This is a genomic window from Evansella vedderi (genome assembly GCF_030813435.1).
GTDB lineage: Bacteria > Bacillota > Bacilli > Bacillales > Salisediminibacteriaceae > Evansella > Evansella vedderi.
In genome coordinates, this window is record NZ_JAUSUG010000013.1 from 70,799 (window position 1) to 88,632 (window position 17,834).

Here is a 17,834-nt window from a genome sequence, read left to right on the forward strand (position 1 = left end):
ATGTAAGGGAGGTGCGGATATGGAAAGGGGAGGAAGCTTTGACGTGAATATCATAGTCTTTGATATTGGCGGTACAAATATTAAGTATGGGGTAATCAATGAGGCAGGAGAAATATTATATAAAAGTTCAGTAGCGACGGCAATAACTGCTGAATCCAATGACATTGTTCGTCAACTCCTTGACTTAGGTAAAGAGCTGAAATTAAAGTGGGGGGCTACTGGAGTTGCCATCAGCAGTGCTGGACAAATCAACTCTCATACAGGAGAAGTTATCCACGCAACAGACACGATTCCCGGTTATAGGGGGACGAACTTAAAGCAGGAAATTGAATCGGTTTTAAACGTACCAGTAGTCGTAGAAAATGATGTGAATTGTATGGCTATCGGGGAATATTGGAAAGGTGCGGCGAAGGGGAAGGAAAACTTCTTATCCCTCGCCTTAGGCACTGGGATTGGTGGGGCAATTGTTTTAAATGGCTCCCTCCATACTGGTGCAAGCTTTTCGGCAGGAGAATTAGGACATATGACTCTTTACCCCAAGGGAAAGCTCTGTACGTGTGGTGATAAGGGTTGCTATGAAATGTATGCCTCGAGCTTAGCATTGGAAAAAAAGGCGCGGGGAGTTTTGCAAACCGATGTCACCTTGCCTGAACTTTTTGCTGGAGCCAAATCTGGAAATTCAGTAATGGAATCGGTTATTGATGAGTGGATAGAGGATATGGCACTTGGAATAAAAACACTCGTTCATATTTTTAATCCAGAACTTATTGTTATTGGTGGAGGAGTTTCTGCCCAAGGAAGTTATTTGCTAGAGAAGCTGCGGCCTTCTGTATACGGTAAAATAATGCCACCCTTTAGGAGTTTAATGAGCATTGAAGTGGCACAACAAGGAAATGATGCTAATTTAATTGGTTCTAGCTTCCTGTTTTTCAGAGATTTGGAAGCTAGGCATAATGGTGACTATGTTGAGAGTAGTATTACTTGTGATAAAAAGTAATCAACTGGTAGGTTTTTTATAATTTTTTTATCTAAACGATCTTTGTTTTAATTGAAACAAGACTTTAGCAACAATCAAATGTAGCAGGGGATGTATTGTATTATTTGTTAGTAGAAAAAATAGATGGATTTATTTTATGTGATAATTGACTTTTAAATTAATTTGTTTTAGATATGCCAGTACACTTTATGTAAAAACAATAAAAGTGTACTGGCTTGCTTTGATTTATATTAGTTTAATGCTTGTAATTCTCGTTTTTTTATAATGGGAAGGTTGTAAAGCGGTATATTCGCTTTGTGAGAAGATAACTCGATACAACCAAAATTGACGATTCCAGTTTACGGACAAAAAAGGAGCCCTCACCCACCAGCACAGGCTCCTTTATCAAAAACCGTAGTGTCTACTTTATGGAACGCGACACACAGGCACCACAGCAAGATTTATTTCGTCGCGAACTCTGCGGCTACTTTTGAGTGAATGTAAGTTGTATTAAACAAAGGCAGGGATGTGTCGTTCTGGTTAATGAGCAGTGGGATTTCTGTGCAGCCAAGAACTACACCCTGTGCACCTTTGTCAGCAAGCCTTGATAGAATCTTCAAGTAAGCTTCCTTCGATGATTCTTTTATAACTCCCTGGCAGAGCTCCTCATAAATGACATTATGGACGATTTGCTGGTCCTCCTCGTCAGGAACGATCACATCGATCCCATGTTTTTTCAAACGCTTTTTATAAAAATCCTGTTTCATAGTAAAGTTAGTGCCAAGGAGGCCGACTGTAACCAAGTCTTGCTCCTTTATTTTTACCGCGGTGGCATCGGCGATATGAATCAGTGGGATCTTTACATTTTCTTCTATTACCTCAGCCATCTTGTGCATCGTGTTCGTGCATATGACAATGGCCTCGGCCCCGCATTCCTCCAGTTTTTTCGCCGCGTCTACCATAGTCTGTGTCGCTTTTTCCCATTCTCCGTTATGCTGCATCTCAACTATTTCTGCAAAATTAAAGGAGTGCATCAGACATTTTGCAGAGTTTAATCCGCCTCGTTCTTCTTTCACAAACGTGTTGATGTAACGATAGTATTCTGTGGAAGACTCCCAGCTGAGTCCACCTATTAAACCGAGTGTTTTCATATTAAATACCTCCCTGTCTGTAAAAAAATCATATCATGCTATACTGGTAGGTAATAGATCCACAAACCAGTTAATTTGACAGTACCAGTTAAGGGGCGGGGTGTTATGATTGCTTACTGTAAAGCGCGAGAGTAAGGTATCTCTTACACAACAAGTGTATGAACAAATACGAAACAGTATTTTAGAACAAAAATTTATGGAAGGGGAAAAACTCCCCTCCACGAGAGAACTGGCATCCAGCCTGGAAGTTTCAAGGAATGTCTGTCTGGAAGCTTTCGATCGGTTAATTACCGAGGGCTACCTGGAAGTGAGACCCAGGTCAGGCACTTATGTAGCAAAAGGGATAACCTTTCAGCGGGAGAAGGAACAGCCTCACCCCGTTTTTCCAGCAGTGGTTTCTAATATATCGAAGGACGTTATTGACTTTCGGGCTGCTAATCCTGCAATGGATCATTTCCCGCGAAAAATATGGGGACGTTTAACCAAAGAGGTGTGCAACGACACGCCCGAAGTTGCGTTTGCTTACAGCGGTTCAGAAGGAGTGAAGAAACTCAGAGAGGTGCTCTCCCAGTATTTAATGAAAATAAGAGGGGTACGCTGCCATGCGGATCAAATCATCATTACATCCGGTGCGACCCAAGCGCTGTACATGATTTCTAGGTTAATAACAAACCGAAATGATCAGTTTATTGCAGTAGAGGATCCGGTGACTGATGAGATGAGGCGAATTTTTTCTCTCGCTGGAGCAGAAGTACATCCTGTTCCGGCTGACGAAGAGGGAATTATTCCAGAAAGTCTGCCACTTCACAGAAAGCCAAGCTTTCTTTTCGTCATTCCGTCCCACCAGTTTCCTTTAGGAGGAACACTATCCATTCAGCGGAGAGTAAAGCTTATGGAATACAGCCGAAAAATGGATACCTACATCGTGGAAGATGATTATGACAGCGAATTTACGTATGAAGGAGTTCCAGTTCATTCAATTCAGGGGCTGAATCCAGAGAGAGTACTGTATGTGGGAACCTTCAGTAAAATCCTCTCGCCGGCACTGAGAATAGGATACGCTGTACTGCCACCGAATCTGGTAGACAGTTTCCGCGAGCTTAAATGGTACACCGATCGTCATACCTCCTCGCTGGAACAGCTCGTATTAGCCAGGTTTATTGAAGAAGGCTTCCTTGACCGCCATGTCAGACAAATGAAAAAAATTTATAAAAAACGACGCGAAGCACTGACAGCAAGCATTCGTGATCATTTCCCGTCTGCAAAAATATTAGGACAGTCAGCGGGGATGCATTTAGTGGTGGAGTTCCCGGGAGTCGTATTTTCTGAAGAGGTGAAGGAGCTGCTCTGTGAAACTGGAGTGCTCGTCTACCCAGTGGAAGATTATGCACTCACCAAAGGTGCTCATCAGCACAAAATTGTCTTAGGGTACGGCAGCTTAACAGAGAAGAGAATTGTGGAAGGTGTGAAGAGACTGAGTGAAGGACTGCAGAAATATACCTGAACAAGTAGCACAGGGACAGTTCTTTATGTTATTGTTAGACGAAATTACAGACAAAATTTAGTAAAACCTTGAAATACCACACTATTCGCACACTTATTTTCTCAGGTTGACTGGCAGCGAAGAGGTCGTGCCATGCTCCACTTTACATATTGTGTAAACGATACGTTTTTTCGCAGGACGAGGGGGTGTGTCGTTTTTTTATTTTTTGCTCTGTTAAAGGATAATTTTGATTTTTAAACATAGTTGATTGAAGCGTAAGATATGAGACTCCTACGGGAAAAGCAAGAGGCCACTGAAAAAGATCGCTTTTTGAGGCCACTGAAAAACTACACTATTTTAGCCGCGCTTATATTTTATATAAATAAAAAAGAACTAAAAATGTTCAAAAGTACCATGATGAACATTTTTTAGTTCTTTTTTTCCTTATCCACTACTAAAATGTGACGTATTCTTGCTACATCTAGTTCATTAATCTTAGAATTCTCTTTATATTAACTGCAAATATGGTGATGGCTGCTTGCATTTCCATGCCAAATAGACCTGAGGAGGACGCCGTTTCAAACCCATGTCTGTGTTTTAATTCACTATTTTTCGCTTCGATTTTATACCTTTCTTTGGCTCTTTCTTTAAAGTAATCACTTTCTTGAAAGTTAATATGATCTTGGTGTGTATGGGACTTGATCGACACGGAGTACGTTTTGGTTTTGGCTCCTTCTTTGTAACATCCCTCACGAAATGGACAACGTTTACACTTCTCAACGTCAAAGTAGTAGGACTCTACGTACCCATTCCCATCTTCTAAGTGTTTATTCGGTCTACTGCTACCTTTTCTAATACTCATATGTCCAGCCTGACAAACGTACATTCCCGCGTCTTTATTAAATTCAAACTTATTTTTATTGATTCTGTTTCCGTGCGTTACGGTTTTACTTAATTTTGATATAAGTTGAAGGTTTTCTTTTTTTGCATATTCTAAATTTTCCTTCTCTGAATATGCGGCATCTCCAATAATCTCAACTACGTCTATACCTGCGGCTTTACTTTTTTCAACTAATTGTTTCAATTCTTTTCCATCATGCTTTTCTCCTGTGGTCACTGTTGCTGCCGTTATGAGTCTTTCTTCACTTAATGCAAGATGCGTTTTGTAGCCAAAAAAAGATGTGTCTGCTGTTTTGTGTCCTGTTTTTGCATCAGTATCATGAGATAGGGCCAAGTATTCTAAGTCATCATTTACGGCTTCCTTTAGTAAATTTAATTTTTCTTTCACCTTTGGGTAATGAACGAGCACTTCGTTTTTTTCGATGACATCGATTAATTTTTGGCTATATTCGATTTCGTCTTCTAATATTCCATTATTCACTTTTGAAGGAAATTGAGCTTTCATGTTTTCGTCTACTTCGTAGACGGATTTCCTCAGTTTTCTCGTATAATCCAGTAGTTGTTCTCTAAGAGATTTTTGATTATATCGTGCACTGGTATGAGTAGAATCCACAATAATGGTTGTACTTTTAATAATTTCTTTTTCGATAGCTATTTCCACTGTTTTATTAATCAATAAATCCAAAAGGTTTATATCCTGCAAGCGAATTTTTCTGAATTTCGTTAGTGAACTTGGATTAATGACACCTTCTTCGGGAGCCATGCCTAAAAAGAATTTAAAAGACATATCATATTTAGAACGTTCCACAACGTCTACATCTGAAAGGTCAAACATCTTTTTTAAAAACAAATATTTAAACATTCTGATAGGATCAATCGCACCGCGTCCGTTATCGTGACAATATTTGGTCGTCAATTCTTCATAAATAAAAGAGAAATCAATCAATTCATTGATATTTCTTAATACGTTATCCTTTGGTATTATAAGATCATAGATTTCATAGTATGGACTTAAAATTAAGTTGGATTGACCCTTCAACATGTTATTGCCTTCTTCTTTCATTAGTAATTAAATTTTACAATAAAAAAGACATGACCCCTACAATTTTTTGAGAGGTCATGCTTTTTTTTTATATTTCAGGACTTTTTCAGTGGCCTTGAAAAGCAATGGCTGAAGACCCCGCAGGGACGAGGAGGCTGAAGCGTTGCCCGGGAACCAGGACGGTGACATTACGCCGTTGCCCACAGGACGTGGGCTGCCATTAGGCGTAATTGGAGTATCTGAAGCGAAAATCAACATCAAAATTTACCAGAGCCTAATTTTTAATAAATCGATACGGACACGAAAAAAGATATATAGAAATTTTGTATTGTTATATAATTTCTTAGGTATTCTTATAATCAAATTTAAGGTATAGTTAATTATTGTAGAAGGAATGGGAGGGAATAGATAAACATGTATCAAAATAGAGTTTCCATGATCATCTTTTTAATATTTTGGATTTTTGTTCTCCGCCTATTCTTTTTTGAAGAGGAACGTTCATTAATCCACTTCTTACTAGGAAGTACCATATTTGTTGTTTTATTAATAAGATATAAAACTTTATCTAAAACGAAAAGAAAATTACAAGGGAATATTACTCTCTTCGTGAGTGCGGTAGTCCTGATTTTCCTTTTCTTTTGGTATATTCAACCGTTTTTTATATAAAAAAACCTTGTTCCAAAAGTGATAATATTAGTCCAAATTATTTTGCCCAATATGAAAAATCAACTCATGTTGGGCTTTTCAATATTTTTAGACTGCGGAGGAATTCTTCGAAGGAGAGTCAATAGGTTAGGAAGATACCTTCTGGTACTCCCTCCTTTCATATACAAGGAATCTCTTAAATTAAATATAAGGGGAGTTCTCAATTGAGGATAATCACTATATTAATGTTATGTATATTATTACCTTTTGCCTTATTAGCCTGTGCAGAGGAAACAGTAACAGATGGGATAGAAGAAACAGTTAGTGGCATCTTTTTTAAAGATGATGAGGGAAATACTTTAGCTTCTTTAGTAGATTTTATTCCAGGTTCTGCAGTGATGACGTTCGAACAAGGCATTCGTATGCAGGCGATTGAATTTCAATTTCAAGATGCAGAAAAGCTAGAAGAAATTACAACAGACAATCTCCATAAATCGATTCACTTCTATTATGGAGAAAATCGCTTGGCATCCCCCATTGTAAGCCAAGTTATTACCGATGGAAGTATATTGATTAATGGTGGTTTTTCGGTAGAACTGGCGGAAGAGCTAGTTGATAAGATTAATAATGATAAACAGGATTAATTTATCAAAGGTTAATAGAGAATAAATGGGAAGGTGCCTCAAAAGAAAAAAACTTTTGAGGCACCTTTCTTAATGAATTTTTACTCTTCTCTTGTTGGCATCCAAATTTTAAATTTTCCACTTAACGCTAGCATAGCGAATAAATAGAGGCAATTATCGTAGTACCGCCGTACGCCTGTGCGAATTGGCGTGTTCCAAAATTGCTCGACGGTTGACTTAGCGTACGGTCCATCAGCTGCGAGGGAAGCCATGGCATTCGTTGCAATTAAACCTACAGGATGTAGCGATTTTTCCTCAAAAGGCTCACCTGCTATAGTGTATCTGCGGTAATCCTCTGGATCTTTCTCTGCAAAGAAGGCTTGAATTCTATTGGCGTTTTCTACTTCCCATTTGTCTCCTCTAAACCATTCGTAATCAAGTCCAATATTTGCTGCAACGCGATAAGAGTCACTAAAGAAGTGTCCAAATCCTCTATCATCGTTTGGAGTGCCATCATAATGAGCATATTCTGGTGCTAGACCTGTTTTTGGATGACAGGCTATTTTTAAATACTCTCTACTGGCTGCTGTAGCTTCTTTCCAGAACTGTTGATCTTCTGGATATGACCATAAACTAAACAATTCATAAAAGTGAGGTAAATGGTAAGAAGGATCAGAATACTCGCAGTTTGGGATAAATTTAATAAGTTTATTGTCTGGATTCCACATTGGATATCCGTCTCCGTTCTCCCCTTTATGAATAACAGTGTGTAATAAGTCTTTTGCTTGCTTACTGTAATCGAAAGGTTCGTCACCATCCCCCCAACGATGAGAGGCAAATAATAACGCAAGTGCAAAATACTCTTCCCCGTCTGGAGCAGGTCCATAAGCATTTTTCTTACCATCTGGACTGCATGACCAAGCAAAATATCCAGCATTTTCTCCTTCTGTCATATACATATATTTCATTGTCCAATTCCAAATACGGTCGAACACATCTTTTCGATCGAATTGAACAGCCATCATCATGCCATAGGACATCCCCTCTGTACGAACATCTAAATTTCCTGTATCTAGAAGGTATCCAAGGTCATCTCCCACTTCATAGTAAATCTTTGTTTCTTCATTATCACCAAACAAATCATTCCAAGTTTCTATTACCTTAGCATTAATTTCTGAATCACTATATCCTAATTCTTTAAAAACATTGCGATACTCACCAGTATAAAAAGCACCTTTAGTAGTTGTCATTTTCCTTATTTCCCCCTATACTATTTGGGAAATTATATCAAACTATTTTTTGTATTATAATGTTTCAAAGTAAAGGATATCTTTTAAAAAATAAAGAAATATGCAGAAGGGGATGTAAATAATTGGCTGATTTCTAAAAGATTGTTTTTTTTGAGAGAATATAAAATGGCTTGGACCTGCTACAGGCGGACGCTTTCCGCGGGCAACGCTTCAGCCACCTCGGGAAAAACACCCTGCGGTGTCTTCAGCTGTTGCTTTTCCCGCTGGAGTCGCCGCCTTTCGCTTCTCCAAGCTTTTCAAAAAAAGCAACAAAGTTTACATAAATGACCAAATAATTATAAAATTTGAAATTGTGACTATAATTCTTAAGCTTCACTAAATTAATTTAAGTGTAAACTATAGTTTAATACCTTTTTTAAAGGTAGAGTTTCGTGTATTATTATTTTTGTATTTTTTATTTGAGAGTTATAAAAATAAAAACGCTTACAACTTTGTTTGCGATTAGAAATAATAAAGTACAAACGAGAGAGGGGTTATGAATGAAAAAATTTAGCTTTTTTCTTATATATGTATTATTATTCCTTCTTCTCCATGCATGTGGAAGTCAAGAAGTGGAAGATGATCATTCTTTAAATATAATGTTTATATCTGAAGTCCCTGTAAACTTTCAAGAAAGCTTTGGACCGTATATCGAAGAAATCCTTTCAGATAGTAAGTTGGCATATGAAGATTTAGACATTAATGTAGAGCTGTTTCCTGTATCCCATGATAAACTGACGATTGAAATCGTTAATAGAGATGTAGATATTTTTATAGTAGATGAGTCTTTACGGCATATATTACTAGATCCATATGGTTTGCAGTCACTAGATCCTTTATTGGAAAATTTACCAGAGTCCTATCCGTATGAAGAGTTTATAATGAATGATGAGGAGACAGGAGAGCCTCACCTTTATGCAATTCCGTTAGATAATGACTCAACATTAGTGAGAGATTTAGGGCTTGTTTTGCCATCTTATATGATTGGTGCAATAACGAGTGTAAGTTCTCATAGAGACATTGGAATGTATATTTTAAGTGAATTTCAGTGAAATGTATTTTAAGAGTCTGTTCAAAAAGGGGTGTTTTTTCCCCGTTTGAACAGACTTGCGGCAATGAGCGGAGTCGCTGATGTACTTTGAAGCTTTCTAGGAGTGGGTTTCTCCTAGAAAGCGTGCAGCGAACGGAGCCATTGCAAATACGCTTTTTGAACACGCTCTTTAAGTGAAATAGTCTGGTCTGAAAGGGTGATATAGTATGCAGCCAAGTTGGATGTCTAGTTCTTTTTATCGTATATGTGAGTGGATTTGGCGAATGTGCTATGTTAATCTGCTTTGGTTAGGAGTTACCTTCCTTGGTTTGGTTATTTTCGGAATCGTACCAGCAACGGTTGCCATGTTATCCATATTTAGAAAATGGTTAATGGGTGAAACGGACATTCCGATCTATCGTACATTTGTTGATTCTTTAAAAAAGGATTTTATTAAAGTTAATATTTTGGCGTTCATTTTTGCAGTAATTGGTTATATTCTTTATTTTAACTATCAATATTTAGGGATAATAGAAGGAATGCAGCATGGGATATTGTCCATTGGATGGTATTTAGGGATGTTTCTATTTGTTATCACCTTGATGTACGTTTTTCCTATTTATGTTCATTTTGAAATGAGATTATTTCAGTATATAAAAACTGCTCTTGTAATTGCTTTAGCTAATCCATTAGCTCTCTTTAGTCTATTAGTAAGCTTGGGTTTGGCTCTTTATTTATTCTATCTTGTTCCTGGTTTAATCCCATTCTTCGGTTCAAGTATTATCGGGTTTTTAATCATGTGGGCGGCATATATGTCCATTGAACGGATTGATAGGAAAAAAAAGAAGCTTGCTGCGAAAACGGAATAGTAGGAAGAAGATTAATATGTTGAAAGTGTCCGTGAAGGGCACTTTTTCTTTTGGAAAAAAGTAAAGATATATGTAAATAAAAAAAGAAAAATATTCAAATTTAATCTAATAATGTAATTTATTGTTGGTTATTTTTTGAAAAAAAGAACGTAAAAACATAATTTCTTTATTTTTTTAGACGAAATATATAGAATTTAGGGTTATGGAAATTGGAAGCGCTTTATATAGTTGAAATTGTAATATTCAGAACTACATAAATTAAAGGAGGTAATTTAATGGGAAAAAAGCGTTTAAAATTTTATTTGATCCAGTTTTTAGTAGTTTTATTAGTTTTCCCACCAGGTTTGGTTACTGTGGCTGCAGAAACAGGAGACCAAACAAACACGGTCTATCACGAAAATTTTGAAAACGGTTTAGGTGTTGCTACACAAGCAGGTGGCGCACAATTACAAGAAGTTTCTGATAAACAATTTGAAGGCAATGATAACGGATACGCTGTCTATGTAAGTAATCGATCAAACAACTGGGACGGCGTTGATGTCAGCTTTAGCAGCGTTGGCATGGAAGACGGCAAAACATATACAATTACAGTCACTGGATATGTTGATGAAGATGTAACAGTTCCTGAAGGTGCAGAAGCCTATCTTCAAATTCCATCAGGAAATTATCCTTTATTGGCGAACGAAGATTTTGTAGCAGGACAAGCTTTTACTTTAACGGGGCAGTATACCGTTAATGAAAGCACGGATTCAGCATTCCGTATTCAGTCAAGCCCGGCGGGGGCATCGGTTCCTTTCTACGTAGGAGATATCCTGATTAAAGAGGAAGTAACGACTGAACCAGAAACAGATCAAGAAGAGCAAGAAGTATACCACGAAAATTTTGAAAACGGTTTAGGTGTTGCTACACAAGCAGGTGGTGCACAATTACAAGAAGTTTCTGATAAGCAGTTTGAAGGCAATGATAACGGGCACGCGGTCTATGTAAGCAATCGAGCAAACAACTGGGACGGCGTTGATGTGAGCTTTAACAGCGTCGGCATGGAAGACGGCAAAACGTATACAATTACAGTCATTGGATATGTTGATGAAAATGTGACTGTACCTGAAGGCGCAGAAGCATATCTTCAAATTCCATCAGGAAGTTATCCTTTATTGGCTAACGTAGATTTTGTAGCAGGCCAAGCTTTTACTTTAACAGGTGAATATACTGTTAATGCAAGTACAGATTCAGCATTCCGTATTCAGTCAAGCTCAGAAGGAGCGACGGTTCCATTTTACATTGGAGATATCCGTATCACCGGCGGTACTACTTCAGGGGGCGGTGACGAGGAAGAGCCAGCAGAACCAAGACCACCTGCAAAAGAATTCACAAAAATTGACTTTGAAGATGGTACAACAGGAGGCTTCGAACCTCGAGGCACTACGGAGGTACTTACTGTTACAGATGAAGCTAACCGTACTGAGGGAGGCTCTAAAGCATTAAAAGTCGAAGGGCGTACCCAAAACTGGAATGGTCCATCACTTCGGGTGGAGGAGTATATTGACTTAGGTCATGAATATCATATTTCTGTTTGGGTGAAGTTGATTTCACCATCAAGTTCACAGCTTCAGTTATCCACTCAAGTTGGAAGTGGTAATAACGCGAGTTACAATAACATTCAGGGGAGAACTGTCAGCGCTGGTGACGGATGGGTTCAGCTTGAAGGAACTTTCCGTTATAACAGTGTAGGTGGTGAACATGTAACCATTTATGTTGAAAGCTCAAATAATGCTACTGCATCTTTCTATATTGACGATATAACTTTCGCACCAACTGGTACAGGGACAGTTGATATACAGAGAGATTTAACTCCAATTAAAGAGGTGTATGAGGATTACTTCATGATTGGAAATGCAGTTTCATTTTCAGAATTTGAAGGTCTCAGATTTGACCTTCTCGAGATGCATCATAATCTTGTTACAGCAGAGAATGCAATGAAACCTGGCTCTGTTTATAATGGTACAGAATTTGATTTTACTGCTCAAAATGATCTTGTAAATAGAGCATTAGAAGCAGGATTTGATGTTCATGGCCACGTACTGGTCTGGCATCAGCAATCACCGTCTTGGTTGTGGCAAAACGAAGATGGAACTCCTCTTAGCCGTGAAGAAGCAATTGAAAATATGTATCGACATATAGAAGCTAATATTCTTAATTATGGAGACAACGTAATTTCTTGGGATGTTGTCAACGAAGCGATCACGGTCAATAACAACCATAGGGACGATCTATCAAATTGGAGAAACCATTTACGACAATCTGGCTGGTTACGTGCAATTGGCGATGATTTTGTAGAATTAGCTTTCCGAAAAGCAAGGGAAGTTATTAACGAACATGATCTGGATATAGTGCTTTACTATAATGATTACAACGATCATTTCCAAGATAAAGCAACAGTTATGTATTATATGATTAAAGAGCTAAACGAAACTTATTATGCTGAAAATGGGGAAATTCTTATTGATGGTATAGGAATGCAAGGTCACTATCATTTACACGAGAATAACACCGCGGAGAGAGTAAGACAATCATTAGAGAGATTTCTTACACTAGATGGGGTAGAAATTGGTATAACCGAGCTTGATATTACTGCAGGATCAGGCGGTGTTCTTACAGAAAGAGAAGCGAAGGAGCAAGCTTACTTATTCGCTCAGTTGTTTAAGTTATACAAAGAACACCACGACCGCATCTCCCGTGTAACATTCTGGGGTTTAGATGATGGAACGAGCTGGAGATCTGATCGAAACCCGTTAGTATTTGATAGGAATTTGCAAGCAAAAGAGGCTTACTACGCGATCATCGATCCAGAGGGATACATTGAGAACTTCCAATATGTAGACGAAGATGATACAACTAGACAAGGAACAGCTGTCTTTGGAACTCCAGTTATTGATGGTACCATCGACGAAGTTTGGAAAGACGCTCCGAAACTACCTATTACTCGTTATCAGTCGGCTTGGGAAGGTGCAACGGGCGAAGGAAGAGTTCTATGGGATTATGAAAACTTGTATGTCTTGATTGAAGTTAGCGACTCTGATCTTGATAAATCAGCTAATGAAGCTCATGAACAAGATTCCGTAGAAGTATTTTTAGACCAGCTTAATTCTAAAGAAACAACCTATGGAGTTGGACATGGCCAATATCGAGTTAACTTTGCTAACGAGAGTAGCTTCAATCCAGGAAGCATTGCAGAAGGTTTTGAATCTGCTACTCATATAGACCCAGCAGGTAATGGGTACAGAGTTGAAATAAAGATTCCATTTACGGAGATAACTCCAGAAGACAACACTGTGATCGGGTTTGACCTGCAAATCAATGATGCTAGAAATGGATCTCGTCAAAGTGTTGCAGCTTGGAATGATACATCAGGTGTTGGTTGGCAAGATCCATCTGTATTCGGCGTACTAACGCTTGTTAAATCTCTAGATGATCAACCTGAGCCACAGGAACCTACGGAACCAGGAGATGAAACACCTGGAGACGGGGAAACACCTGGAGACGGGGAAACACCTGGAGATGGAGAAACACCTAGAGATGAAGAAACTCCAGGAAAAGGTGAAAACAATAAAGGTCAACAAAAAGCCGGTGAAAAAGCTTCAGATAAAGGGAAAGAAACTGCTGCAGAAAAAGCAGGAGATAAAGGTAATGCCGGTGATAAACTTCCAAATACAGCGACTAATAATTATACACTAATGCTGATAGGTACATTATTGGTATTGTTAGGGGCTATAGCTTTTATTGTAATGAAAAGAAAAAGATTATTAAATTAAAGGCTATTTTAGCATACTTTATTGCTTTTTTAGAAAGCTTGGAAAAGTGGAAGGCGGCGACTCCAGCGACGAGCGTTTACTTCACGAGTAAGCTTCGAGTTGTCTCGACGGAAACGCTACGAAGCAATGCTAGTAGAGGAAGAGACAGGACTAAAGGCTGAAGACCCCGGAGGGCGGGTTTCCCGAGGGAGGCTGAAGTGTTGCCCGCGGAGAACCAGGACGGTGACATTACGCCGTTGCCCACAGGACGTGGGCTGCCTTTAGGCGTAATTGGTCCGCCTGTAGCGTATCCAAGCCAATTATATTCTTAGAAAGCAACAAATTCTCTTCATGCGACGAGTAATCTTGTAGAAAAGAGCCAAATTAAATAAAAGACACAAAAGGGAGCCTCATTTGTATGAGGCCCCTTTTGACACTTTTTGTTATATGAAAACGTTTACTGTTTGTTGTATAATAAAATAATATTTCATAATAATTAAATTGCCCCAAAATACATCAATTGAAGGAGTGATATGATGTATAAAGTTGTTTTAGTAGATGATGAAATATATGTACGTCAAGGTTTAGCCAGCTTAATTGAGTGGGAGAAGTGCGGCTACGAAATTGTTGCTGAAGCAGATAATGGAGAAGATGCTTTTCAAATTATAAAAGATACTAATCCAGATGTAGTTATTACAGATATACGGATGCCTGTAGTAGATGGGTTAAGCTTAATACAAAATGTAAAAGAAAAATTCAATTCTAATATAAAGTTCATCATTATAAGTGGCTACAATGATTTTTCGTATGCTCAAAAAGCAGTAAGGTATGGTGTATTTGATTTTGTATTAAAACCAATTGATCAGGATGAACTAGAATCTACTTTATTAAAACTTGCTGAAAAGCTTCAAACAGAAAAAGTGGAACGTTCTAAAAAAGGAAAATTATTGCTTGATCAAATTTTTGCTCAGTCACTGGATGGGAATGACAATGAGATAAGAGAGTGGGCAACATCTCTGAACTTAGATGAAAGTGAGTACTTTTATTATTTATTAATAGAAATTAATAACCTATTGCCTAATGAACCGATAAACAGTGATGAAAATATTAAAAGTATCAAACCGACTATAAAAGAAACTGTTGTTAATATGGGTAAAAGTACAAAGCGGATAGCCTTGTATGAACAACAAGACAATGCTGTAGGTATTTTAATAACATCGGAGCACTTACAAAACTTTAATGGAAACATAGAAGCTTTTGCAGATAGACTTAAAAATGGAGTGAAAAAGAAAATAGACAAGCCAATAACTGTTTATGCAGGGGCTAAAGTCACTGACTTATTATCTTTAAAAAAATCATACGATACAGCAAACAGCATAAGGAATTATAAATATATTAACGATAAAACAAATGTAATTATCTATGATCAAGTAGAAAAGATTCCTGTAGCATATAGTGAAATTAACGAAAAATTATATTTGTCTTTAATGGAACAAATCGAGGAAAACAATACCAAAGAAATTGAAAAAGTTGTGGAGCAAATTTTTACAGAATTTAAAACAAGAAATTTTGCACCTGGGGCAATTCGAACATCGATAAATCGCTGTGTTCACGGGGTCATTCAAACGGTTAATAGTATGGATGGAGATGAAAAGAAAATTATATCTATTGGTGCGATGACACAATGGGAAAAATATAATCTCACTTTAAAGGAATTGAAAAAAGTATTTACCACATTTGTCATTGAAGGTGCTGTTATTATACAAGAGTTGCGCAAGGTAAATATGAAAGGGGATATTTATAAAGTTAAGTCATATGTTGAGAATAACTATCATCAAAATATAAGCTTAAAAAGTATCGCTAGTAAATTTTTCATGAACCCAGTTTATATGGGGCAGCTTTTTAAAAAGACTTTCGGAATTTATTTTAAAGAGTACTTATTATCGCTTAGGATAGATGAGGCAAAAAAACTGCTGAGGCAAACAGATTTACGTGTCTATGAAGTGGCAGAAAAAGTAGGGTTCGGTAGTACAGACTATTTTGTCACACAGTTTGAAAAAATAAATAAAATGACCCCTACAGAATACAGAAATCAATTGCTAAAAAAATAATTAGATTAGGAATAAAAGATCAATGCTAATTTCAAAATATAGCTTTAATAATCTCAAATTAAGAAATAAATTACTGATATTATATATCTTTTGTGTATTTCTCCCTATCGTTTTAACGAATATTATCTTTTATAATGTGACGACAAATAATATTAAAAATCAAAAGATGCATGATATTGAGCTAGTACTAGATCAAATAACGAACGAGTTTATCCATGTAGTAGACCAAGCGGTAGCCATGTCTACAGGGATTTATACAGATAGTAGATTGTATGACTTTTTCGAAGAGGAATACGAGTCAACATTACAATATGTCGAAGCATATGATTATAATTTTAGAGAATTTCATAGATACAGTCCTTTATATTACTCCATTCAATCCATTTATTTTTACACAGATAACCCAGGAGTACTCTATGCTGGTGGAATCCGTCCATTAAACAACGTTGTTAAGGAAGAGGAGTGGTACAAAAAATTAAATGGGTCCACCAACCCTATAGTTATAAGGACGAATCCTTTTATTAACAGCGATTTATTTAGTGTTATAAGGAAATTGGATTTCTTTAAAGATAAAAATCGTTACGAAAAAATTGTACGAATAGATATTAACCCCCTATCAATAAGACAGTTATTCCATAACATGTCTTTTCAAGGAGAAGTTTATTTGTTAAACGGTGAAGGTTACATTGAATATACTACCGATAATAGTTTGTATTGGATGAAGGATTATATTAACTTTGAATCAGTAAATATAGATGATGATTTGATCATTCTAGATGAAAAACGTTTAAATAATAATTATTTTGAAGGATGGAAGGTCGTAGGGACTATATCAGAAAAAGAAATTTTAAAGGAACTTTATAATTCTAGAAGATTTATTATTATGTTAGTATGTATAAACTTTATACTGCCTACGTTAATTATTATTTTTATTTCAAGGTCTATTCATACTCGCATATTAAGAGTGTTAAAGCATATGAAGCGTATGAAGAAGCAAAAGTTTGACACGATACAATTTGCGGGAGATAAGGATGAAATTGGTGAGTTGACAGATGAATTTAATAAAATGTCCCATACAATAAATAAATTAATTAACGAAGTATATGTGGCAAATATTCAAAAGAAAGACTTAGAATTAAAGGAAAAACAGGCACAGCTGAGTGCATTGCAAAGTCAGATCAATCCACATTTTTTATTTAATGCCCTTGAAACAATACGCATGCGCAGTGTAATAAAAGGGGAAAAAGAAACAGCAAAAATTATCCAAAATATGGCTAAAATTTTTAGGAATTCCCTTACTTGGGGGAAGGATTGGGTAACCGTTCGAGAAGAATTGAAATTAATTACTTGTTTTCTAGAAATACAAAAATATCGTTTCGGTGACAAATTAGAATACACCCTAGACATTGATGAAGAAGCGTACGATTGTATTATACCTAATATGGTATTTTTACCATTTGTTGAAAATGCGAGTATACACGGTATCGAATCATTAAAAGAAAAAGGGAAACTTCATATAGCTATACATGTGAAAAGAGGGGAAGTAGTTTTTACTATAGAGGATAATGGAGCGGGGATGTCAGAAGAGAAATTGACGAACTTAATAGAAAGTTTAAAGAATGAAGAAAGTATGGGGGAAAGTGTCGGTATTAAAAATGTTTATTATCGTCTAAAACTCTATTACAAAAATGATTATGACTTTACTATTAATAGTTATCCTGGAAAGGGTACTACAGTACAAATAAAGCTGCCAGTTGCTAAACAAGGTAAATGCTAACAAAAAAGGGTGTGTATAAAGGGAGTGTTAAACCTTTAGTCACACCCTTGATATATTTTATTAATGTATCTTAAATTTCTGTTATTTCATAATAATTTTTTTCTGTTTATTTTAAAAATTAAATACAACTATATTTTTCACAGTGAA

Annotated in this window: 11 protein-coding genes; 8 read left to right on the plus strand and 3 right to left on the minus strand. The window is 36.8% G+C overall.

From position 1 onward, the window contains the following. Positions 1-19: 19 nt before the first annotated feature. Positions 20-997 (plus strand): ROK family protein, encoded by a 978-nt coding sequence (locus J2S74_RS16035; protein ID WP_307327146.1) that lies wholly within the window; start codon positions 20-22, stop codon positions 995-997. Between the two features lie 440 nt (positions 998-1,437). Here J2S74_RS16035 and J2S74_RS16040 read toward each other — a convergent pair whose 3' ends face one another. Beyond that, complete coding sequence (locus J2S74_RS16040; protein WP_307327147.1) at positions 1,438-2,127, minus strand: aspartate/glutamate racemase family protein; 690 nt, start codon at positions 2,125-2,127, stop codon at positions 1,438-1,440. A gap of 109 nt (positions 2,128-2,236) precedes the next feature. Here J2S74_RS16040 and pdxR point away from each other — a divergent pair, with 109 nt between their 5' ends. Then, positions 2,237-3,631, plus strand: a complete 1,395-nt coding sequence (gene pdxR / locus J2S74_RS16045; protein WP_370876022.1) for a MocR-like pyridoxine biosynthesis transcription factor PdxR — start codon at positions 2,237-2,239, stop codon at positions 3,629-3,631. 460 nt (positions 3,632-4,091) lie between these two features. Here the strand turns inward: pdxR and J2S74_RS16050 are convergent, their stop codons facing one another. Further along, entirely contained in the window at positions 4,092-5,552 is a 1,461-nt protein-coding gene (locus tag J2S74_RS16050) for an IS1182 family transposase (protein ID WP_307327149.1), read from the minus strand. A gap of 869 nt (positions 5,553-6,421) precedes the next feature. On the opposite strand from J2S74_RS16050, the gene J2S74_RS16055 reads away from it, so the two are divergent. Continuing rightward, positions 6,422-6,841, plus strand: a complete 420-nt coding sequence (locus J2S74_RS16055) for a SecDF P1 head subdomain-containing protein (RefSeq protein WP_307327151.1) — start codon at positions 6,422-6,424, stop codon at positions 6,839-6,841. Positions 6,842-6,921: 80 nt separating this feature from the next. Here J2S74_RS16055 and J2S74_RS16060 read toward each other — a convergent pair whose 3' ends face one another. Beyond that, on the minus strand, positions 6,922-8,070 hold the full coding sequence (locus J2S74_RS16060) for a family 8 glycosyl hydrolase (protein WP_307327152.1): 1,149 nt from the start codon (positions 8,068-8,070) through the stop codon (positions 6,922-6,924). A gap of 539 nt (positions 8,071-8,609) precedes the next feature. On the opposite strand from J2S74_RS16060, the gene J2S74_RS16065 reads away from it, so the two are divergent. From J2S74_RS16065 to J2S74_RS16085, 5 genes are all read left to right on the plus strand, one after another. Continuing rightward, positions 8,610-9,161 carry a hypothetical protein gene (locus J2S74_RS16065; protein WP_307327154.1) on the plus strand — a complete coding sequence of 184 codons (552 nt, stop codon included), beginning with the start codon at positions 8,610-8,612 and terminating at the stop codon, positions 9,159-9,161. A 205-nt stretch (positions 9,162-9,366) separates the two neighbouring features. Further along, positions 9,367-10,008, plus strand: a complete 642-nt coding sequence (locus J2S74_RS16070; protein ID WP_307327155.1) for a YesL family protein — start codon at positions 9,367-9,369, stop codon at positions 10,006-10,008. Positions 10,009-10,283: 275 nt separating this feature from the next. After that, entirely contained in the window at positions 10,284-13,820 is a 3,537-nt protein-coding gene (locus J2S74_RS16075) for an endo-1,4-beta-xylanase (RefSeq protein ID WP_307327157.1), read from the plus strand. 515 nt (positions 13,821-14,335) lie between these two features. Next, positions 14,336-15,910, plus strand: coding sequence for a response regulator (locus J2S74_RS16080; protein ID WP_307327159.1), 1,575 nt, complete (start codon positions 14,336-14,338; stop codon positions 15,908-15,910). A 136-nt stretch (positions 15,911-16,046) separates the two neighbouring features. Continuing rightward, a complete protein-coding gene (locus J2S74_RS16085; protein ID WP_307327161.1) occupies positions 16,047-17,687 on the plus strand; it encodes a cache domain-containing sensor histidine kinase in 1,641 nt (546 codons plus the stop codon). Positions 17,688-17,834 lie beyond the last annotated feature (147 nt).